At 69.7% G+C, this 20,604-nt stretch carries 22 protein-coding genes; 3 read left to right on the forward strand and 19 right to left on the reverse strand.

Annotated features, from left to right (window positions below):
• Positions 1 to 29: 29 nt before the first annotated feature.
• The 10 genes from tatC to ABZY44_RS24440 all read right to left on the reverse strand — a co-directional run bounded on the left by tatC (position 30) and on the right by ABZY44_RS24440 (position 8,429).
• Entirely contained in the window at positions 30 to 995 is a 966-nt protein-coding gene (gene tatC, locus ABZY44_RS24395; protein ID WP_356657233.1) for a twin-arginine translocase subunit TatC, read from the reverse strand.
• 53 nt (positions 996 to 1,048) lie between these two features.
• Positions 1,049 to 1,348, reverse strand: coding sequence for a Sec-independent protein translocase subunit TatA (gene tatA / locus ABZY44_RS24400; RefSeq protein ID WP_356657235.1), 300 nt, complete (start codon positions 1,346 to 1,348; stop codon positions 1,049 to 1,051).
• 169 nt (positions 1,349 to 1,517) lie between these two features.
• Positions 1,518 to 1,718, reverse strand: coding sequence for a hypothetical protein (locus ABZY44_RS24405; RefSeq protein ID WP_356657237.1), 201 nt, complete (start codon positions 1,716 to 1,718; stop codon positions 1,518 to 1,520).
• A 26-nt stretch (positions 1,719 to 1,744) separates the two neighbouring features.
• Positions 1,745 to 2,002 carry a hypothetical protein gene (locus tag ABZY44_RS24410; RefSeq protein ID WP_356657239.1) on the reverse strand — a complete coding sequence of 86 codons (258 nt, stop codon included), beginning with the start codon at positions 2,000 to 2,002 and terminating at the stop codon, positions 1,745 to 1,747.
• Between the two features lie 125 nt (positions 2,003 to 2,127).
• Positions 2,128 to 3,111, reverse strand: a complete 984-nt coding sequence (locus tag ABZY44_RS24415; RefSeq protein WP_356657241.1) for a WYL domain-containing protein — start codon at positions 3,109 to 3,111, stop codon at positions 2,128 to 2,130.
• Positions 3,112 to 3,179: 68 nt separating this feature from the next.
• Positions 3,180 to 4,142 carry a WYL domain-containing protein gene (locus ABZY44_RS24420; protein WP_356657243.1) on the reverse strand — a complete coding sequence of 321 codons (963 nt, stop codon included), beginning with the start codon at positions 4,140 to 4,142 and terminating at the stop codon, positions 3,180 to 3,182.
• A gap of 163 nt (positions 4,143 to 4,305) precedes the next feature.
• The gene (locus ABZY44_RS24425) at positions 4,306 to 4,683 is read right to left on the reverse strand and encodes an FKBP-type peptidyl-prolyl cis-trans isomerase (RefSeq protein WP_356657245.1); all 378 of its coding nucleotides are present in this window, start codon (positions 4,681 to 4,683) and stop codon (positions 4,306 to 4,308) included.
• 46 nt (positions 4,684 to 4,729) lie between these two features.
• Positions 4,730 to 5,659, reverse strand: a complete 930-nt coding sequence (locus tag ABZY44_RS24430) for an FKBP-type peptidyl-prolyl cis-trans isomerase (protein ID WP_356657247.1) — start codon at positions 5,657 to 5,659, stop codon at positions 4,730 to 4,732.
• 136 nt (positions 5,660 to 5,795) lie between these two features.
• Positions 5,796 to 7,157 (reverse strand): Pup--protein ligase, encoded by a 1,362-nt coding sequence (pafA, locus tag ABZY44_RS24435; RefSeq protein WP_053678744.1) that lies wholly within the window; start codon positions 7,155 to 7,157, stop codon positions 5,796 to 5,798.
• 9 nt (positions 7,158 to 7,166) lie between these two features.
• On the reverse strand, positions 7,167 to 8,429 hold the full coding sequence (locus ABZY44_RS24440; protein ID WP_356657249.1) for an MFS transporter: 1,263 nt from the start codon (positions 8,427 to 8,429) through the stop codon (positions 7,167 to 7,169).
• A gap of 146 nt (positions 8,430 to 8,575) precedes the next feature.
• On the opposite strand from ABZY44_RS24440, the gene ABZY44_RS24445 reads away from it, so the two are divergent.
• Positions 8,576 to 9,574: a LacI family DNA-binding transcriptional regulator gene (locus ABZY44_RS24445; protein WP_356657251.1), complete on the forward strand. Its 999-nt coding sequence runs from the start codon at positions 8,576 to 8,578 to the stop codon at positions 9,572 to 9,574.
• Positions 9,575 to 9,647: 73 nt separating this feature from the next.
• On the opposite strand, the gene prcA is transcribed toward ABZY44_RS24445, so the two are convergent.
• The 6 genes from prcA to arc form a co-directional block, all read right to left on the reverse strand.
• A complete protein-coding gene (prcA, locus tag ABZY44_RS24450) occupies positions 9,648 to 10,412 on the reverse strand; it encodes a proteasome subunit alpha (RefSeq protein ID WP_356657253.1) in 765 nt (254 codons plus the stop codon).
• A gap of 43 nt (positions 10,413 to 10,455) precedes the next feature.
• Entirely contained in the window at positions 10,456 to 11,295 is an 840-nt protein-coding gene (gene prcB, locus ABZY44_RS24455) for a proteasome subunit beta (RefSeq protein WP_356657255.1), read from the reverse strand.
• A complete protein-coding gene (locus ABZY44_RS24460; RefSeq protein ID WP_356657283.1) occupies positions 11,247 to 11,759 on the reverse strand; it encodes an endonuclease VII domain-containing protein in 513 nt (170 codons plus the stop codon). Before ABZY44_RS24460 ends, prcB begins: the two co-directional genes overlap by 49 nt.
• Before the next feature lie 117 nt (positions 11,760 to 11,876).
• The gene (locus ABZY44_RS24465) at positions 11,877 to 12,089 is read right to left on the reverse strand and encodes a ubiquitin-like protein Pup (protein WP_030294332.1); all 213 of its coding nucleotides are present in this window, start codon (positions 12,087 to 12,089) and stop codon (positions 11,877 to 11,879) included.
• A gap of 195 nt (positions 12,090 to 12,284) precedes the next feature.
• Positions 12,285 to 13,796, reverse strand: coding sequence for a depupylase/deamidase Dop (dop, locus tag ABZY44_RS24470; RefSeq protein WP_356657257.1), 1,512 nt, complete (start codon positions 13,794 to 13,796; stop codon positions 12,285 to 12,287).
• 250 nt (positions 13,797 to 14,046) lie between these two features.
• The gene (gene arc, locus ABZY44_RS24475) at positions 14,047 to 15,813 is read right to left on the reverse strand and encodes a proteasome ATPase (RefSeq protein ID WP_356657259.1); all 1,767 of its coding nucleotides are present in this window, start codon (positions 15,811 to 15,813) and stop codon (positions 14,047 to 14,049) included.
• 264 nt (positions 15,814 to 16,077) lie between these two features.
• Between arc and ABZY44_RS24480 the strand changes: the two genes are divergently transcribed.
• Complete coding sequence (locus tag ABZY44_RS24480) at positions 16,078 to 16,407, forward strand: ferredoxin (protein ID WP_356657261.1); 330 nt, start codon at positions 16,078 to 16,080, stop codon at positions 16,405 to 16,407.
• 4 nt (positions 16,408 to 16,411) lie between these two features.
• Here ABZY44_RS24480 and ABZY44_RS24485 read toward each other — a convergent pair whose 3' ends face one another.
• From ABZY44_RS24485 to ABZY44_RS24495, 3 genes are all read right to left on the reverse strand, one after another.
• Positions 16,412 to 17,038 carry a hypothetical protein gene (locus tag ABZY44_RS24485; RefSeq protein ID WP_356657263.1) on the reverse strand — a complete coding sequence of 209 codons (627 nt, stop codon included), beginning with the start codon at positions 17,036 to 17,038 and terminating at the stop codon, positions 16,412 to 16,414.
• 202 nt (positions 17,039 to 17,240) lie between these two features.
• Positions 17,241 to 18,188 (reverse strand): tRNA (adenine-N1)-methyltransferase, encoded by a 948-nt coding sequence (locus ABZY44_RS24490; protein ID WP_356657265.1) that lies wholly within the window; start codon positions 18,186 to 18,188, stop codon positions 17,241 to 17,243.
• An 18-nt stretch (positions 18,189 to 18,206) separates the two neighbouring features.
• A complete protein-coding gene (locus ABZY44_RS24495; protein WP_356657267.1) occupies positions 18,207 to 19,406 on the reverse strand; it encodes a site-2 protease family protein in 1,200 nt (399 codons plus the stop codon).
• A 403-nt stretch (positions 19,407 to 19,809) separates the two neighbouring features.
• Between ABZY44_RS24495 and ABZY44_RS24500 the strand changes: the two genes are divergently transcribed.
• The gene (locus ABZY44_RS24500; protein ID WP_356657285.1) at positions 19,810 to 20,604 is read left to right on the forward strand and encodes a PD-(D/E)XK nuclease family protein; all 795 of its coding nucleotides are present in this window, start codon (positions 19,810 to 19,812) and stop codon (positions 20,602 to 20,604) included.

Here is a 20,604-nt window from a genome sequence, read left to right on the forward strand (position 1 = left end):
ATGTACCTGCCGGGATCCGCGTGCGTCGATCAGGTGGCGTCGTCGTAGCCGTTGATCCGTCGGCGTCCGCCGTCGGTCTGCTCGGGCAGCGAGCCTGCGGCCGGCACGGACTCGATCTCGCCGAGCTCCGCGGGCGTCAGGTCCAGCTCGGAGGCCTCGTCGTCGTCCAGAGCCGCGTCGGGGTCGTTCCGCGCGCGCCTGCGGTCGTTGAGGAAGCAGACGAGGAGCGCGACGAAGTACAGGGCGACGATCGGCGCGGCCAGCGACAGCATGGTCAGCGGGTCGCCGGTGGGCGTCGCGAAGGCGGAGAAGATCGTGATGCCCAGCACCATGGCGCGCCACCAGCTCGCGAGCCGCTTCGCGGTCAGCACGCCGGTGACGTTGAGCAGGATCAGCAGCAGCGGCAGCTCGAAGGCCAGGCCGAAGACGACGACCATCCGCGTGATCAGGTCGAGGTAGTCGTCGACCGGCAGCAGGTTGCGCGCGTTCTCGGGGGTGAAGTCGAGCAGGATCACGGCGGTCTGCGGCAGGACCTTGTACGCGAGGACCGCGCCCGCGCCGAACAGCGGAGCGCCGACCGCCACGAAGCCCACGGCGTACTTCTTCTCGTGGTTGTGCAGCCCCGGGGCCACGAAGCCCCACAGCTGGTAGAGCCACACCGGGGCGGCGAGCACCACGCCCGCGGTCAGGGAGACCTTCAGGGCGATGGAGAACGGCGCGATGAGGCCGTTGACCGTCATGTCGGCGCAGGGACGCCCGTTGGGCAGCTTGACGACGCCGTTGGTGCAGCCGACCGAGTCCAGGATCGGCTTCATGACGAAGTCGATGAGGTCCTTGTAGAAGAACGCGGCCACGATGGTGATCACGAGGATCGCAAGGACCGACTTCAGCAGCCGGTTTCTCAGCTCACGCAGGTGCTCGACGAGAGGCATCCGCCCTGCGGCGTCCTTTGCCTTCTGGCCCTTGTTCTCCTGCTTGCGGGCAGACTTGAGCAACCCACGTCCCTTGTCTCGTTGCAGATGACTGGCGCGACCGCGACCGGCGGGAGTCAGCCCTGAGTGGTGTGGTTGGGCTCGTTCACGGGCCGGGCGCTGGTCACGTCACCGGGCGAGGCCTGGATCGTGCGCGGGGCCGCGGCCTGCTGCTGGCCGGCCTGGTCGGCGACGGAAGCGGCGGTGGAAGCGTCCTCCGCCTCTCCCTCCTTCTTCATCGCCTTCGCCTCGCTCTTGAGGATGCGGGCGGACTTGCCGAGCGAGCGGGCCATGTCGGGAAGCTTCTTGGCACCGAACAGCAGGAAGATCACGGCGACGATCAGGAGGATCTCGAGGGGCTTCAAATTGCCGATCATGTGTGTCTTCCTTCTCACCGAAACGGCTGGTTGTGGTGGCCAGACGGCCCGGACCGAAATCCGTCGACCGCTCTGACATGGATCGTAACCCCCGGGGGTAAACGCCGGGCAATCCCCCGGGGTACGACCGCTTGCGTGGTCAGACAGTACGACGGTTGTCCCACCATGGCTATGGCCGTACGACCCGTCCGGCCCGGGCCAGGTCGGACGCCGCCCGCTCCAGGTCGCCCGAGGCGTCCGCGATCCGGCGTCCGGCGTCCGCCACCTGACCCGAGAGCCTGCGCACCTCCACGAAGACGCGCACCGCGAGGACGGCGAGGACGGCGAGCCCGAGGAAGCCCAGAGCGATTGCGATCATCGGCCACAGCATGGGAAGAGCCTAGGCCACCGCACGCGTCAGACGCTGCGCAGGGTGCTCACGCCGCCACCGGTCAGCAGCTCCACGATGCGCTCACCGGCCGGCTTGCGGACCTGGATCCCGCACTCCGGGCAGGTGAAGGAGTAGAAGGTGGTGCGCCGGCTGCCCCCGATGGCCAGCCGCAGGTCCCCCGCGTCCAGCTCGAAGCGGGCACGGCACTCGGGACAGGCCGCCTTGAAGGCGACCGGAGCGTCGGAGACGTCCGGAGCACCGGAAACGACCGCAACATCCCGCACACCCGGCACGTCCGGCGAGCCCGGCGCACCCGGGCCGCCCCGTGCGTCCGGCGAGCCCGGCCCCCCTCGCTCCGGCACCTGCGGCGACCCCGGCCCTGACATCGGCGACATCGCTCGGAGCCCCCTCAGACCCGTTCCCCGGCGGCGCGGTCCTCGTACGCGGCGAGCGCCTCACGGGCGGCCCGCCGCGCACTGTCCGCGAGTTCCACGGGGGCCACGATCCGCCCCTCCCGGCCCAGCCGCAGCGCGAGCCGGCGCAGCGAGGCCGGATCAGGGCTGCGCAGGGTGATCCGCAAGCCCCCGTCGGCCAGCTCCTCGGCGCTGTCGTGCGGGTAGTACTCGGCGACCCAGCGCCCGCCCGGACCCACCTCGACCACCACTTCCGGGTCCTCGGCGGCCGGCTGGACCAGGCCCTCCGACAGGTCCCGGGGCTCGATGGCCGGCGGGTCCGCCCGCTCGTCGAGCAGACGGATCTCGGCCACCCGGTCCAGGCGGAAGGTGCGCCGCGCCTCCGAGAGGTGGCACCACCCCTCCATATAGGTGTGCCCCACGGCGAAGAGCCGGATCGGGTCCACCTCGCGCTCGGTGAGCTCGTCGCGCGCGGGCGAGTAGTAGCGCAGCCACAGCCGCCGCCGCTCGGCGATGGCCCGGTCCACGTCGGCGAAGACCCCGCCCTCGGACTCGAACGTCACCGAGAGCCGCGCACTGGCCCCGGCCGCCTCACCGGCGGCCGCCTCCAGCTTGGCGGTGGCCCGCAGCAGGGCGTCCCGGTCGCTCTCGCGCAGCCCGGGCAGCGTGGCCACCGCGCGCGCGGCGACCAGAAGCGCGGTCGCCTCGTCGGCCGCCAGCCGCAGCGGCTCCGCGGTGGACTCCCCCGAGGCGTCGGGATTGCGCCACCAGATCCGCTCCCCGTCGGTGTCGATGTCGAGCAGGTCCCCGCCGCGGAAACTGGTCCCGCACATGGGAAGCACGTCGAGGTCCGAGATCAGCTCGTCCTCGGTGATCCCGAACGCGCGGGCGACGTCCGCGATGTGAGCGCCGGGGCGCTCGCGCAAGTACGTCACCAGCGAAAGCATCCGGCGCGTCTGGTCGATGGCGTTGGCAGCCATGCTGGTACGTCTCCCCCTCAGGGCACGTTCTACGGGAATGGACCGTCTACGGGAACGGACGGGGCCGGTCAGCCCTGGGCGACGGCACGCAGCCGGTCGACCACGTCGGCCCGCAGATCGGCGGGCTCCATCACGACCACGTCGGGGCCGAACTCCACCAGCCAGGCGTCGAGCCCGTGCCCGTACGGGATCTCCAGCTCGTCCCAGCCCTCCCCGCCCGCGCTCTCGCGCAGGGCGGTGGCCTTGGCCCGCAGCGGATAGCCCGCCCCGGCCCGCAGCCGGATCAGCGCGGAGCGCTTCGCGCCCTCCCCGGCCCAGCTCGCCACGGTCTCCCGTACGGTCACCACGTCCGGGACCTCGGCGGTGTACGCGGCCGCGCGCGAACGGACCTTCCCCGTGATGCGCGAGAGCCGGAACACCCGCTCCGCCCCGCGGTCGCGGTCGAACCCGGCCAGGTACCAGTGGCCCCGCCAGCACTCCAGGGCCCAGGGCTCGACCTGACGGCTCTCGGGCCGGGCCGCATTGGACCTGCGGTAGTCGAAGACGACCGGGCGGCGGTCGCGGCAGGCCAGCATCAGCGGTTCGAAAGCCGCCTCGTGGACCGGGATCCGCGGTTCGATGGCACTGTGCTGGCCCTCGTAGGGATCCCCGGCCTCCGGCATGCCCCCGGCGCGCAGCTTCTGCAGGGCGCCGCTCGCGGCCCCGGCCAGGCGGGCCTGCTGCCATACCTTCGCGGCGAGCCCGAGGGCCGCGGCCTCCTCCGCGTCCAGGGCGACGGGCGGGAGCCTGTTGCTGTCACGGCGGGCCAGGTAGCCGGTGTCGCCCTCGAGGTTCTCGACGGTCTCGATGACGAGGCCGAGCTCCCGGAGGTCGTCCTTGTCCCGCTCGAACATCCGGTTGAAGGACTCGTCGTTCCCGGCTTCCATGTACGCCTCGATGGAACCCCGCAGTTCGCGCTTGCTCAGCGGCCGACGGGTCCCCAGCAGACACAGCGCCAGATTCATCAGCCGCTCGGCCTTGGCAATCGCCATCGACGCCCATCCGCCCTTCTCGCCCCCGCACGCACGTACCGCGACGCGCCCGCGTGCACCCGCGTGCACCCTCGTGACCGTGACCGTACCGCCCCACGGGTCCAGGGCAAAAGCGAGGGCCCCCGCCTTCCGGCGGGGGCCCAACGGCTTCACGGCGCGGCGATCAGGCGTTGACCAGGTCGCACACGAAGATCAGCGTCTCGCCCGGCTTGATGGCGCCGCCGGCGCCACGGTCGCCGTACGCGAGGTGGGCCGGGATCGTCAGCTTGCGACGGCCGCCGACCTTCATGCCCTGGACGCCCTGGTCCCAGCCGGAGATGACCTGGCCGACACCGAGCTTGAACTGCAGCGGGGCGCCGCGGTTCCAGGACGCGTCGAATTCCTCACCGGTGGAGAAGGCCACGCCCACGTAGTGGACGGAGACGAGGGAACCGGCCTTGGCCTCGGCGCCCTCACCCTCCCAGATGTCCTCGATGACGAGGTCGGCGGGGACCGGGCCGTCGGGGAAATCGATCTCGGGCTTCTCGAGCTTGTCGCTCACGGTACTGCTCCTCAAACGTACGAACAGGGGGACAACCGGGACAGTCTTACATCACCGCGAGGATGTCGAGGCTGAAGACCAGCGTCGAGTTCGCCGGGATGGTGCCCTGCTCCTTGTCGCCGAAGCCCATGTCCGGCGGGATGACCAGCAGGACGCGGCTGCCGGCCTTCTTGCCGACCAGGCCTTCCTTCAGGCCCTTGACCGAAAGCTGCTCCATCGGCCACGTCACCGACTGGTCGGTGGCGTACGTGCTCTCGAAGGTCTTGTCGTCCTTCCACGTCTTGCCGTTGAACTTGACCACGACGTTGTCGGTGTCCTTGACGACCGCGCCGTCACCCTCGAGCACGTAGTTCGAGACGAGCTTGGCCGGAGGCGTGACGTCCTTCGGGACGGTCACGGCCACTTCCTTGCCGTCCGTGTTCGTACCGACCTTGGGGAGGTCCTTGTTGTCCTGCGCGACCTCCTTGCCCGTGGCCGACGGCGGGATGGAGGTGCCCTTGACGATGTCCACGACGAAGACCAGCGTGGCGTTCGGCTTGATCTTCTCGCCCGAGCCCTGCTCGCCGTAGCCCAGGTCCGGCGGGATCACCAGCTCCAGACGACTGCCGACCTTCTTGCCCTCGAGGCCCTGGTCCCAGCCCTTGATGACCTGGCCCGCGCCGATGGTCACGTCGAACGGCTTGCCCTTGCCGAAGCTCTGGTCGAACGGCTCCTTGCCGTCCCAGACCTGACCGACGTAGTTGACCTGGGCGACGTCGCCCTTCTTCAGCACCGGGCCGTCGCCCTCGCTGATGGTCACCACCTTCAGTTCCTTCGGCGGGGTACCCGACCCCTTCGCCAGGGTGGGAGTCTCTCCGAACTTGGCACCCTTCGTGATCGCGGGCGCCCCGTTCTTCATCTCGGAGCCGCTGTCACCACAAGCCGCTGTCGAAAGCAGCAGAAGGGGTACGACAAGCAGGCCGGCAAGTCGGCGCACGTGTTCCTCAGATCTCAGACGGCACATAGGTCGCCGCCACTCTAAGGCGTGCACAGGGCCCCGTACGAGATTCGTACGGGGCCCTGTCTCAGATCAGTGCCACGTCACACACCGCGACGGCGGGCGAAGGCGGCTCCTACATCCCCGCGATCAGCTTCTCCACCCGGTCGTCCACCGACCGGAACGGGTCCTTGCACAGCACCGTCCGCTGCGCCTGGTCATTGAGCTTCAGATGCACCCAGTCGACCGTGAAGTCCCGGCGCTGCTCCTGCGCACGGCGGATGAAGTCACCGCGCAGCCGCGCCCTCGTCGTCTGCGGGGGCACCGACTTGCCCTCGAAGATCTTGAGGTCGTTGCAGATCCGCGCCGCCTGCCCCTTGCGCTCCAGCAGGTAGTACAGCCCGCGCCGGCGATGGATGTCGTGGTAGGCGAGGTCTATCTGAGCCACCCGCGGATTCGACATGGTCATGTTGTGCTTGGCCCGGTACCGCTCGATCAGCTGGTACTTCATGACCCAGTCGATCTCGGTGCCGATCCGGTCCAGGTCCTCCGCGTCGATCGCGTCGAGGGTGCGGCCCCACAGTTCCAGCACCTGGTCGACCACACCGGTACGGATGCCCCGGCGCTCGGCGAAGTCCACCGCCTTGTCGTAGTACTCCCGCTGGATCTCCAGCGCGGAGGCCTCCCGGCCGCTCGCCAGCCGCACCTTGCGCTGACCGGTGATGTCGTGACTGACCTCACGGATCGCCCGGATCGGGTTCTCCAGCGTCAGGTCCCGCATCACCGTGCCCGCCTCGATCATGCGCAGCACCAGATCGGTCGCCCCGACCTTGAGCAGCATGGTCGTCTCGGACATGTTCGAGTCGCCCACGATCACGTGCAGACGGCGGTAGCGCTCGGCGTCGGCGTGCGGTTCGTCACGCGTGTTGATGATCGGCCGCGAGCGGGTCGTGGCCGAGCTGACGCCCTCCCAGATGTGCTCGGCCCGCTGGCTCACGCAGTAGACCGCGCCCCGGGGCGTCTGCAGCACCTTGCCCGCACCGCAGATCAGCTGACGCGTGACGAGGAACGGGATGAGAATGTCCGCGAGCCGCGAGAATTCCCCGTGCCGGGCCACCAGATAGTTCTCGTGGCATCCGTACGAGTTGCCCGCCGAGTCGGTGTTGTTCTTGAACAGATAGACGTCGCCCGCGATCCCCTCCTCGTGCAGGCGGCGTTCGGCGTCGACGAGCAGGCCTTCGAGAATGCGCTCGCCGGCCTTGTCGTGGGTGACCAGTTCGATCAGGTTGTCGCATTCGGGAGTTGCATACTCCGGATGCGAACCCACGTCGAGGTAGAGGCGGGCGCCGTTCCGCAGGAAGACATTGCTGCTGCGGCCCCATGACACAACACGGCGGAAGAGGTAGCGCGCCACTTCGTCAGGAGACAGTCGGCGCTGTCCCCTGAACGTGCACGTGACGCCGTACTCGTTCTCCAGCCCGAAAATGCGGCGGTCCATGACTGAACATTACGCCTTCTGCTCTGTTCTGAAACCGAGTTCGCGAGCGTCGTTCCGATCATTTTCCGGGGAACCCGCCACCGCACCGCCCGCGGCCGGACGCCCCAGCACCCGCTGAGTGGCCGTCAGGACCACCAGCGCGGCGAACCCGGCCACCCCCGCCACCGCGAAACCGGCCGCCGTACCGCCCGCCTCCACCGACGGACCGGCCGCCGCCGTACCGATCGCCGCCCCCACGCCGAAGAACGTCACCAGCCACGAGAACGCCTCCGTCACCGTCCCCGCCGGAGCGTGCCGGTCCACCACGATGAACGCGCACGCGATCGCCGGCGCCAGGAACACCCCCGCCAGCGCCGTCAGCGCCGTCATCGCCACCGGGCCCGGCACCAGCACCAGCGGCAGGTAACAGACCGCCAGCAGCCCCACGAGCAGCCGCAGCCGCCGCTCGGCCGCCCCCGGCCACTGCCGGGACCCGTAGAACACGCCGCCCACCAGCGCGCCCAGGCCGAGCGCCGCCATCAGCCAGCCGTAGACCGCCTGGCCCCCGTGCCCGTCGGCGTACGCCACACCCGCCACCGTGATCGACCCCAGGGCCGTCCCCACGAAGAAGAAGGCGGCCAGGAGCGCCAGCAGCCCCCGCGACCGCAGGGCCCCCAGCCAGTGGGCCTCGCGCGGCGCCGAACGCCACGCACGGGAGGGCTCGGACACCACCACCGACAGCGCCCCGAGCACCCCGATCGCGTTGATGGCCAGCAGCGCGGCCGCCGGATCCCACAGCGCCACGAACAGGGTCACCAGCAGCGGCCCCACCGTGAACATGACCTCCTGCGCCACCGCGTCCATCGCGTACGCGGTGTGCACCCGCTCCTCCTTGCCGCCGAGCACGCTCGGCCACAAGGCGCGCAGCCCGCCCTCCAGCGGCGGCGTGAACAGCCCCGCGACCACGACCGCCCCGTACGCCGCGACCGCCGACCCGGTCCCCGCGAACGCCAGCCACACCATGCCCAGCGCCGAGAGGACCGCGGCCGGCAGCTGCACCCGCGGCTGCCCGTACAGGTCCACCGCCCGCCCCAGCAGCGGCTGGCCCACGGCGTTGGCCACCCCGTACACCGCCGCCAGCGCGCCCGCCAGGCTGTAACTGCCCCCCTCGGCCCGGGTGAACAGCACGATCGCGATCGGCCCCGTGCCGTTCGGCAGCCGGCCTATGAGCGTGCCCACCAGCAGCCTCGCGGCGTGCCGGGTCCTGAGCAGCTCCGCGTAACCCGCGGCCATGTCCGCCCCCTTCTGCCCGGTTCCGACCGGGGTAATACGTATAACGCGACGGGTCATACGTACCATGGCCCCATCCCGGCGGTCCACACCGCACCACCCCGCCGGACCCCCCGCACCCCCCTGACCTCGCACTCCGGGAGCATCGTGTGACGAGACCCACCAGCCGCGACGTGGCCACCGCCGCCGGGGTCTCCCAGGCCACCGTCTCCCTCGTCCTCGGCGACAAATGGCGCGGCCGCGTCTCCGAGCGCACCGCCGACACCGTCCGCCGGACCGCCACCGACCTCGGCTACCGCCCCAACCTCGCCGCCCGCAACCTCCGCCTCGGCTCCACGCGCACCGCCCTCCTCGTCGTCCCCGCCCTCACCAACGAGTTCTTCGCCCGCGTCTACACCGGCGCCGCCCGCGTCGCCGCACGACACGGCTTCGGCGTCGTCCTCTACCCCTCCCCCGACGGCACCGGCCCCGCCCGCGACCCCTTCGCCTCCGCCCGCGCCGCCCTCGACGGAGTCATCGCCTCCTCCATGGCCGCCGGCGCCCTCGAAGCCCTCGGCGGCGACGGGCTCCCCCTCGTCATGCTCGACAGCGACCCCACCGCCGGCACCGCAGCCGCCCACGTCAACCTCGCCATCGCCGACGGCATGCGCCAGGTCACCGCACACCTCCTCGCCCACGGCCACCGCCGCTTCCTCCACCTCGCCTCCGCCGTCGACTCCTGGACCTTCGACGTCCGCGCCGGAGCCCTGAGCGCCCTCCTCGGCCCCTCCACCGAGCTGCGCACCGTACGGTCCCCCCTCACCGTGGACGGCGCCCGTACGGCCGCCGAGGCCGCCCTGACCACCCCCGGGGCCCGCCCGACCGCCATCGTCTGCGACGACGACATCCTGGCCGCCGGAGCCTGCAAGGCCGCCCGCCGCCTCGGCCTGCGCGTCCCCGAGGACCTCTCCGTCACCGGCTTCGACGACCTCGCCCTCGCCACCGCCGTCGAACCCGAACTCACCACCGTCCGGCTCCCCGCCGAGCGCATCGGCGAGCAGGGCATGACCGCCCTCCTCGCCGTCCTCGAGGGCTCCCCCTGGACCGCCGCCGACCTCCCCGTCGAACTCGTCGTCCGCGACTCCTCGGGCCCGGCACCGACCACCTGAGCCCCCGGACACGCGAAAGCGCCCCCGGCCCGAAGGCCAGGGGCGCTCCCACGCACGACGAACCTCTGCCCGGCTACTCGGCTTCCTCTTCGGGAGCCTCGTCGTTGGACACGGCGTCCGCCTGGGCCGCCGCCGGAACGTCCGCCTCCAGCAGCCGCGCCAGCTGCCGGCCGCGGATCCGCTTGAACTTGCGCTGCTGATCCCGCGTTCGGTCCAGCACGGCCACCTCCAGCCGCTCCGCCGGAATCGACTTGTCCGTACCGTTCGCCTGGCTCGACAGGGCCTGGACGGCCAGCTTCAACGCCTCGGACAGGGTCATCCCGTCCTGGTGCCGCTGGTCGAGGTAGGTACTGATCTGCTCGGCGTTCCCGCCGACCGCCACCGAACCGTGCTCGTCCACGATCGACCCGTCGTGCGGCAGCCGGTAGATCTGGTCGCCCGCGGCCGTGGCACCGACCTCGGCCACCACCAGCTCCACCTCGTACGGCTTCTCGCCGGCGCTGGAGAAGATCGTGCCCAGCGTCTGCGCGTAGACGTTCGCCAGCCCACGGGCCGTCACATCGTCACGGTCGTAGGTGTATCCGCGCAGATCGGCGTAGCGCACGCCGCCGATCCGCAGGTTCTCGTACTCGTTGTACTTGCCGGCGGCCGCGAAGCCGATCCGGTCGTAGATCTCGCTGAACTTGTGCAGTGCGCGAGAGGGGTTCTCACCGACGAACACGATGCCGTCGGCGTACTGGATCACGACGAGGCTGCGACCGCGCGCGATGCCCTTGCGGGCGTATTCCGCCCGGTCGGCCATGGCCTGCTGGGGTGACACGTAGAACGGAGTCGACACCGGCTTTCCGTCCCTTTCTTCTGGACGACGAGGAGGTCAGAGGTCAGAGCAGGGCGGCGCGCGGACCGTCGGGCTGCTCCAGCCGGCGGTTCGTGATCTTGCGGGCCAGCTCCGAGGACTGCTCGTCGGTCAGCCTGCGGAATCCCTCGTCCGTCATGACGGTGACGATGGGGTAGATGTGGCGGTAGAGGTCCGGGCCGCCGGTGGCCGAGTCGTCGTCCGCGGCGTCGTACAGCGCCTGCACGACGAGCGTCGTGGCCTCCTCCTCCGTCAGCTTGGAGTGGTACAGCTTCTTCATCGAGCCCCGGGCGAAGATCGATCCCGAACCGGTCGCGGCGAAGCCGTGCTCCTCGGAGCGGCCGCCGGTCACGTCGTAGGAGAAGATCCGGCCCCGCTCCTTGGCCTCGTCGTACCCCGCGAAGAGAGGGACCACGGCCAGACCCTGCATCGCCATGCCCAGGTTGCTCCGGATCATGGTGGACAGCCGGTTCGCCTTGCCTTCGAGGGAGAGGGTCGCCCCCTCCACCTTCTCGAAGTGCTCCAGCTCCAGCTGGAACAGCTTCACCATCTCCACGGCCAGACCGGCGGTGCCGGCGATGCCGACGGCGGAGAACTCGTCCGCCGGGAACACCTTCTCGATGTCCCGCTGCGCGATCATGTTCCCCATGGTCGCCCGCCGGTCACCGGCGAGGACCACGCCGCCGGGGAAGGTGGCGGCCACGATGGTCGTCCCGTGCGGCGCCTCGATGACGCCGTCGGGCAGCTTCCGGTTGCCCGGGAGCATCTCGGGCTGGTGAGCCCCGAGGAAGTCCATGAAGGACGACGACCCCGGCGTCAGGAAGGCTGCCGGTAGACGCCCTGTGCTACGAGTGTTGGGTTCCACAGGTTTCCTTCCAGATATGAGACGACCCTGCGGGCTGTGTCGGGATCGTCTCCCAACTTGCCGATGGCCGTGTTGCAGTTGAAGCAAAGTACGCCCCGGACCTTACCCGTGGTGTGGCAGTGATCCACATGTATCGCCGGACGCTTTTTGTAGATCAAACAGATTCCGCCCTGCTCCGCGACCATCTCGTCACGGTCGGCCTCGGTCATGCCGTACGAGCGCTTGAGATGGTGCGCTCGGCTCTCGACCGCCCGACACGGCTTGCAACGAGTCGACAACCCGCCCGAGGCCCGCTTGTTCCGGTCCCATTCCGAGTGCGGCTTGATCTCCTTGCAGCGACGGCAGCATTTGTGCCCCACCGGGGCTTCGACCCGGGGACGCACATTCTTCCCCTTAGCTATTTGCCGCTGCTGGTGATACTCGGCTGCGCACGGCCTGCAGTAGCACTGCAGGCCGTCGCGCATCGCACGGTTAGAAGCGAATGCATCGAGCGGCTTGATCAGTTCACACCGAGCACACCGCTTGCCAACCTCCGACACTCACCCTCCCCGAAGAGCGTCACCTTCGATTTGAAGGTGAAATCACTCTCCACCCTTCTGAACGAAGGACCGCACGAAGTCCTCGGCGTTCTCCTCGAGCACATCATCGATTTCATCGAGCACCGAGTCGACGTCGTCGGAGAGCTTTTCCTGTCGCTCCTTGAGGTCGGTCGATTCTTCGACCGCAGCCTCCTCGACCTCCTCGGTCGAGCGCTGCGCCTTCTGCTGTCCGCCGCCGGTGTCCTTGGTCGCCATGTCTAGCTCACCCCGCTCGGTTCGCACGCTCACGTCGAAAGACCCCGCGAATTCGGGATCCCTCAAGATCAGACTCTACGTCGGACCCTACAAGGAGGGCCCGACATCCGTCCCGGTACTTTCATAACGTCCGGATGTGTTCATGATTCCCGGGCCGAGGACCTTTCAGCCCCCGCGCCGGGTACCGGAAAGGCCTCAGCGCCCCGAGAGCACCCGCACCAGGTCCTGCGCCGTCCGGCACCGGTCCAGGAGCTCCTTCACGTGGGCCCTCGTCCCCCGGAGCGGTTCCAGCGTCGGGACCCGCTGGAGCGAGTCGTGGCCGGGCAGGTCGAAGATCACCGAGTCCCAGGAGGCCGCGGCCACGTCGTCCGCGTACTGCTCCAGGCAGCGGCCCCGGAAGTACGCCCGGGTGTCCTCCGGGGGTTTGCCCTGCGCCCGTTCCACCGCGGCCTCGTCCAGCAGCCGCTTCATCTTGCCCCGGGCCACCAGACGGTTGTACAGCCCCTTGTCCGGCCGCACGTCCGCGTACTGCAGGTCCACCAGGTGCAGCCGCGCCGCGTCCCAGCCCAGTCCGTCCCGGCGCCGGTAGCCCTCCAGGATCTCCCGCTTCGCGATCCAGTCGAGCTCCCCGGACAGGCCCATCGGGTCGGTCTCCAGCCGGCCCAGCACGTCCTCCCAGCGGGCCAGTACGTCCTTGGTCTGCTCGTCCGCGTCGGAGCCGAAACGCTCCTCCACGTACTTCCTGGCCAGCTCGAAGTACTCCATCTGGAGTTGTACGGCGGTCAGCGTGCGGCCGCTGCGCAGCGTGATCAGGTGGTGCAGGTCGGGGTCGTGCGAGACCTGGTGCAGGGTGCGCACGGGCTGGTCCACGGCGAGGTCGACGTTGATGTAGCCGTCCTCGATCATGGACAGGACGAGTGCGGTCGTGCCGAGCTTGAGGTAGGTGGAGATCTCGGAGAGGTTGGCGTCGCCGATGATCACGTGGAGCCGGCGGTACTTCTCGGCGTCCGAGTGGGGTTCGTCGCGGGTGTTGATGATGGGGCGCTTGAGGGTGGTCTCGAGGCCGACCTCGACTTCGAAGTAGTCGGCGCGCTGGCTGATCTGGAAGCCGTGTTCGCGGCCGTCCTGGCCGATGCCGACGCGGCCGGCTCCGGTGAAGACGATGCGCGAGACGAAGAAGGGGGTGAGGTGGCGCACGATGTCCGAGAAGGGGGTCTCCCGCTTCATCAGGTAGTTCTCGTGCGTGCCGTAGGAGGCGCCCTTGTTGTCGGTGTTGTTCTTGTAGAGGTGGATGGGCTGGGCCCCGGGCAGCTGGGCGGCCCTGACGGCCGCCTCCGCCATGATCCGCTCGCCGGCCTTGTCCCAGAGGACGGCGTCGAGCGGGTTGGTGATCTCCGGCGAGCTGTATTCGGGGTGGGCGTGGTCCACGTAGAGGCGTGCGCCGTTGGTGAGGATGACGTTGGCGAGGCCGATGTCCTCGTCGGTGAGCTGGCTGTTGTCGGCGGCCTCGCGGGCGAGGTCGAAGCCGCGGGCGTCCCGCAGCGGGTTCTCCTCCTCGAAGTCCCAGCGGGCGCGTCGCGCCCGGTGCATCGCCGCCGCGTAGGCGTTGACGATCTGGGACGAGGTGAGCATGGCATTGGCGTTCGGGTGCCCCGGGACGGAGATCCCGTACTCCGTCTCGATCCCCATTACTCGCCGTACGGTCATGCGGCCCTCCTTGCCCGGCGGCGCTCCCGTGCGGGAGCGGCGCTCAAGTACCGCTGGTGCTCCGATGCGTCGTGTGCGGTGCCCGTCCCCGCACTGCGCGACCTGCGGTACGGAAGAGCCTAGAACCACTCCGCGCTGGTGGGGAGATCATTTCGGTCATTGAATTCGACCGGTCACCGGCTGAAAAGAGCAGTCGGTAAAACAGCCGGCTGCGGGTGCCCTGGCGGGCTCCCGCAGCCGGCCCGCTTCGTTAGAGGTACTGGCCGGTGTTGGCCACCGTGTCGATGGAGCGTCCGGTGTCCGCGCCTTGCTTTCCGGTGACGAGTGTGCGGATGAATACGATCCGCTCGCCCTTCTTTCCGGAGATTCGGGCCCAGTCGTCGGGGTTGGTGGTGTTGGGGAGGTCCTCGTTCTCCTTGAACTCGTCCACGCAGGCCTGGAGGAGGTGGGCGACGCGAAGGCCCCGCTGCTTGTGCTCGAGGAAGGCCTTGATGGCCATCTTCTTCGCACGGTCCACGATGTTCTGGATCATCGCGCCCGAGTTGAAGTCCTTGAAGTAGAGGACTTCCTTGTCGCCGTTGGCGTACGTGACCTCGAGGAAGCGGTTCTCCTCGGTTTCGGCGTACATCTGCTCGACGACGGTCTGGATCATGCTGTGGACGGTGTCGGCCGTGGAGCCCTGGTGCTCGGACAGGTCGTCCGAGTGGAGGGGCAGCGTGGCCTTGAGGTACTTCGCGAAGATGTCCTTCGCCGCCTCGGCACCCGGACGCTCGATCTTGATCTTCACGTCGAGCCGGCCGGGACGCAGGATGGCCGGGTCGATCATGTCCTCACGGTTGGAGGCGCCGATGACGATGACGTTCTCCAGGCCTTCCACGCCGTCGATCTCGGCGAGCAGCTGAGGGACGATGGTGTTCTCCACGTCCGAGCTGACGCCTGATCCGCGGGTGCGGAAGAGGGATTCCATCTCGTCGAAGAAGACGATGACGGGGGTGCCCTCGCTCGCCTTCTCCCGGGCACGCTGGAAGACGAGGCGGATGTGCCGCTCGGTCTCGCCGACGTACTTGTTGAGGAGCTCGGGGCCCTTGATGTTCAGGAAGTAGGACTTGCCGGTGGGGCGGCCGGTGACCTCGGCGACCTTCTTGGCAAGGGAGTTGGCCACGGCCTTGGCGATGAGCGTCTTGCCGCAGCCGGGGGGGCCGTAGAGCAGGATGCCCTTCGGGGGCCGCAGTTCGTGTTCCTTGAAGAGGTCCGGGTAGAGGTAGGGGAGCTCGACGGCGTCGCGGATCAGTTCGATCTGGTCGCCCAGGCCGCCGATCTTGTCGTAGTCGATGTCCGGGACCTCTTCGAGGACGAGGTCTTCGACTTCGCTCTTGGGGACGATCTCGTAGACGTAGCCGGAGCGGGGTTCGAGCAGCAGGGAGTCGCCGGGGCGGATGGTGACGTCCAGGAGCGGCTCGGCGAGCCTCACCACCCTTTCCTCGTCGGTGTGCCCGACCACCAGGGCGCGCTCGCCGTCCTCGAGGATCTCCTTGAGGGTGACGATGTCCCCGGCCCGCTCGTACGCCATGGCCTCGACCACGTTGAGGGCTTCGTTGAGCATGACCTCCTGGCCGCGCCGGAGGTCTTCCGGTTCGACGCTGGGGCTCACGTTCACTCGGAGCTTGCGGCCGCCGGTGAAGATGTCGACGGTTCCGTCTTCGTTGGACTGCAGGAAGACTCCGAAGCCGGCCGGCGGCTGTGCGAGCCGGTCGACTTCTTCCTTGAGGGCCACGATCTGGTCGCGGGCCTCGCGCAGGGTATTCGCCAGACGCTCGTTCTGGGCGGATACGCCTGCCAGGTTTGTCTGGAGCTCGACGATCCGCTCTTCGAGAATCCTCGTGTGTCGCGGAGAGTCGGCGAGCTTACGTCGCAGGACGGCGATTTCCTGCTCGAGATAGGCAACCTGGCCGGCGGGGTCCTCAGACCCTCGCCCGGGCCGGATGCCGCGGTTGATGTCGTCGTCGTGGGCTGCCACGGTCCTCACCTCCTCCAAGGGGAGCTGGACGCTTTCTGACCCTACCTGGGCTGGTGGTGATTGAAACCCCTAGATCACAAAGACGGTAGGGGTGTGTCCGATCTTCACCCTTGCGTACTCCCTCACCCCAAGGAAATACCCACCCATCAACATCGGAAAGCAGCCGGTTGTAAGGTCGAAGTGTTCAACACCCGTCAGAGCTCGTGCGACTTGTCGCGAGTTGTGTCCGGGATGGATCACTCACCGCAGGGAACGGCAGGAGATATGACCGTGCAGCAGGGGGCACCCAGCGACCGGACCGTGGGCTCGGGCGAGGCCGGAGAACCACTCGAGGTCTGGATCGACCAGGACCTCTGTACGGGCGACGGGATCTGCGTTCAGTACGCCCCAGAGGTCTTCGAGCTGGACATCGACGGTCTGGCGTACGTGAAGAGCCCCGCGGACGAGCTGCTCGTGGAGGCGGGGGCGACGACTCCGGTTCCGCTGGTCCTGCTCCAGGACGTGGTGGATTCCGCGAAGGAATGTCCCGGTGACTGCATCCACGTGAGGCGGGTTTCGGACAGGGTGGAAGTCTTCGGTCCCGACGCGCAGTGAAGGTTCAAACACCTGTGGCGGACGAGTCCGTAAGCTCCTGGCGGAATTTTCCGCCGGTCCAGCGCCACTTGGCGAGCTGCTTGGTGTCGGGGCTGTAGCGGGGCACTTCGGGTGAGGAGTACCCGAGGAGCGTCGCGGTGACGAGTCCGCCGCGCACGGTGACGTCGGTGGCGGTCTGCTTGCGGCCCGCTTCGAGCAGGGTGGCGACGACGCGGGGCTTCGCGTCCTTCGCGGTGTCCTGGGCGAGTACGTAGAGCGCGTGCGGCGGGGTTCCGGAGCCGGCGTCGCAGCGGACGGCGGCCACGGTCTCGGGGCGGCCGTCGCCGTCGAGGTCGCCTTCGGCGGTGGCCGTGACGGCCTGCGGGGCCCCTTTGCAGTCCAGGGGGTACGCGATCGCGTGCGCGTCGGGAGCGGCCGCCTGGGGGCCGTTCGCGGGCCGGGGGGAGGGCGTGGCCGACGCGGGGCCCGCCGGCCCGGCCCCGGCTTCGGTGGCCTGGCTCGGCTGGAGGAGTCCCGCGCCGGCGATGACGGCGGCCAGGGCCGAGGCGGTGGCGAGCCAGTGGACGGGCCGGGCCCGGTGGTGCGCCGGGGTGTGCGGTGTCGGCGCCGACTCGGCGGTGCTGTGCGGCACGCGGGGTGTCTCCTGTGCGAAGGGTGACGGGGAGCCAGCATCGTGCCACACCTCACATCGGAGTGGAACGGGCGGGTCCGGGCCGGCCGAGCCGGTATCGGGGCAACGAAAAGACGCCGTGGCGCAGTTCCCGGATCGTACGGGGAACTGCGCCACGGCGTCCGTGTGTTGGGTGGCCCGTGCGGGCCGGTCGCCCGGTGGTTCAGTCGCGGTCGCCGGCCGCGGGGGCCGCGGGTTCGGCGGGGGCCGCGGACTTGGAGCCGGAGCCGCTGCCGGGGCCGTCGTAGTCCTCGCCGTAGGCACCCTTGGAGGGGCGGCGGCGGCGCATGGGCGGCTCGACGCCGTCCGCGAGGCGGCGTGCGGTGACGAGGAAGCCGGTGTGGCCGATCATCCGGTGGTCCGGGCGGACGGCGAGGCCCTCGACGTGCCAGTTGCGGATCATCGATTCCCAGGGCTGCGGTTCGGCGTAGCAGCCGAACTCGCGGATGGATTCGACGGTCCGGGAGAGCTGGGTGGTGGTGGCCACGTAGCAGCAGAGGATGCCGCCGGGGACCAGCGCCTTGGAGACGGCCTCCAGGCACTCCCAGGGGGCGAGCATGTCGAGGATCACGCGGTCGACGTCCGTGTCGGACAGGTTGTCCTGGAGGTCGCCCACGGTCAGCTGCCACGCGGGGTGCGGGCCGCCGAAGTAGCGCTCGACGTTGGCCGTGGCGATCTCGGCGAAGTCCGGGCGGCGCTCGTAGCTGTGGAGCATGCCCTGGTCGCCGATGGCGCGCAGCAGGAAGCTGCTCAGGGAGCCGGAGCCCACACCTGCTTCCACGACGCGGGCGCCGGGGAAGATGTCGGCGAAGGCCAGGATCTGGCCCGCGTCCTTGGGGTAGACCACGGCGGCGCCGCGGGGCATGGACAGGACATAGTCGGGGAGCAGGGGACGCAGCGCGAGGTAGGCGACGTTGCCCGTGGTACGGACAACGCTGCCCTCGGGAGAGCCGATCAGCTCGTCGTGCGGGAAGGAACCCTTGTGGGTGTGGAAATTCTTCCCGGCTTCGAGCGTGAACGTGTAGTGGCGGCCCTTGGGGTCGGTGAGCTGAACCTGGTCCCCGACCTCGAAGGGCCCGCGTCGGCGGGCGGCACCGGTCGGTTCGGACATGTGACCAGTGTATTGGCTTCAGGACTGGGGCCGCGCCATGGCCTTCACGAAGGCCTTCTCGACGTCCTGGGTGGAGAGCACTCCGTAGATCTCGCCGCCGGGTTCGAGGACGAGGTATTCGGTGGCGGGGGTGGTGCGCAGGTGGTCGAGGAGTTCTTCGCCGGTGAGGTCCGCGGAAACCTTCATGCCGTCGGTGAGGTCCTGGGAGAGGGTGCTGACGGCGATCCAGGGGCGGCGGTGTTCGGGGACGGAGGCGATGGCGGTCTCGCGGACGATGCCGGTGGGGTCGCCGAGTCCGTCGACGACGACGAGGGCGCGGGCGCCGGCTTCGTTGGCGCGGCGCAGGGCTTCGGAGAGGGGGGTGGCGTTCTCCACGGGGATGGCGCGGCGGGTGAGCCTGCGGGCGTGGAGTTCCGGGAGGTGTTCGCGCAGGCGGGCCATGCGCAGGCTGTTGCCGGCGCCGGTCCAGATGATGGCGGCGAGGATCGCGGCGAGCAGGGCGTCCATGACGGTGTCCATGCCGCCGATCTCCTGGACGGGGCTGCCGAGGACTCCGGTGTGCGTGAGGAGCGGCAGGCCGAGGAGGACGGTGACGGCGAGGCCGCGGCCGACCCAGGCGGCGGCGATGGTGCCGGCCATGGGTTTGCCGGTGATGCCCCAGATGACGGCGCGGAGCATGCGGCCGCCGTCGAGGGGCAGTCCGGGGAGGAGGTTGAAGGCGGCGACGAGGAGGTTGGAGATCATCAGGCCGCCGAGGAGGACGCCCGGGACGCTGGCGGGTTCGACGGCGTTCATGCCGAGGTAGAAGGCGCCGGCGAGGAGGAGGGAGAGCAGGGGGCCGACGAAGGCGAGGACGAATTCGCGGCCGGGGGTCTCGGATTCCTTCTCGATCTCGGAGACGCCGCCGAAGAACTGGAGCTGGATGCGGCGCACGGGGAGTTTGAAGCGCAGGGCGGCGACGGTGTGGGCGAGTTCGTGGACGAGTACCGAGGCGTAGAAGGCGACGGCGAAGAAGAGGGCGACCAGGTAGCGGGCGGGGCCGAGGTCGGGGAGGATCCGGTCGAGCTGGTCGCCGAAGACCCAGGTGATGAGGGCGGCGACGAGGAACCAGCTGGGCGAGACGTAGACGGGCACGCCGAAGGGGCGGCCCATGAGGAGTCCGCCGCCCGGTCCGGAGCGCCGGCCCGCGCGCTCGCCGGTTTCGTCGGTGTCTGCCACGGTTGTCCTTCGTTCGCTGCTGTCCGGCGCAGTGGGGGCGTCGGCGGTTCTTCCTGCTTCTTCCCATTGTGGTGCGGGGGCGCCGTAGCGCGGTGTGATGCTCTGATCATGCAGTGCGAGGGTGCTCGGAGTCGATGGTATGCGCGTGCTGTCGGTGGCGGGTCGTAGGGTTTTGCGTATGACGACGAGCCCAGGCAGCGGTCCGGACGGCGCGGCGCCCGATGCCGTGCCCAGCAGTGTGCCCACTTCCGCGCCGCCCAGCCCTGTCCCGGTCTCCGCACCGGGCGAGGCGGCGGGCGGTGCGGCGGGCGGTGCGGCGGCGGGCGCGGGCGAGCCCGCGGCCGGCCCGGGGGGCGTGGCCGTGGCGCCGACGTCGCTGTCCCCGTCCCGGGCGAGCGATTTCATGCGGTGTCCGCTGCTGTACCGGTTCCGGGTGATCGACAAGCTGCCGGAGAAGCCCAGTGCGGCGGCGACCCGGGGCACGCTGGTGCACGCGGTGCTGGAGCGGCTCTTCGACCATCCGGCGCAGGAGCGGACGGCGCCGCGGGCCAAGGCGCTGATCCCGGGGCAGTGGGACCGGCTGCTGGAGTCGAAGCCGGAGCTGACGGAGCTGTTCCCGGCGGGTGACGAGGGGGCGGGGCTGGCGCGGTGGCTGACGGAGGCCGAGGCGCTGGTGGACCGGTGGTTCACGCTGGAGGACCCGACGCGGCTGGAGCCGGTGGAGCGGGAGTTCTTCGTGGAGACCGAGCTGGAGTCGGGGCTGCGGCTGCGCGGGATCATCGACCGGGTGGACGTGGCGCCGACGGGCGAGGTGCGGATCGTCGACTACAAGACGGGCAAGGCGCCGCGGCCGGAGTACGCCGAGGGCGCGCTGTTCCAGATGAAGTTCTACGCGCTGGTGGTCTGGCGGCTGAAGCAGGTGCTGCCGCGGCGGCTCCAGCTGGTGTACCTGGGCAGTGGGGACGTGGTGACGTACGACCCGGTGGTCGAGGACCTGGAGCGGATGGAGCGCAAGCTGCTGGCGCTGTGGGACGCGATCCGGGAGGCGACGCGGACGGGTGTCTGGCGGCCGCGGGCGACGAAGCTGTGCGGCTGGTGTGATCATCAGGCGGTGTGTCCCGAGTTCGGGGGGACTCCCCCGGTCTATCCGCTGACCATCGCGCCGCGTGCCGCGCCCGGGGGTTCCGCGCTGCCGTAG

The organism is Streptomyces sp. NPDC006544, from assembly GCF_040611715.1.
GTDB lineage: Bacteria > Actinomycetota > Actinomycetes > Streptomycetales > Streptomycetaceae > Streptomyces.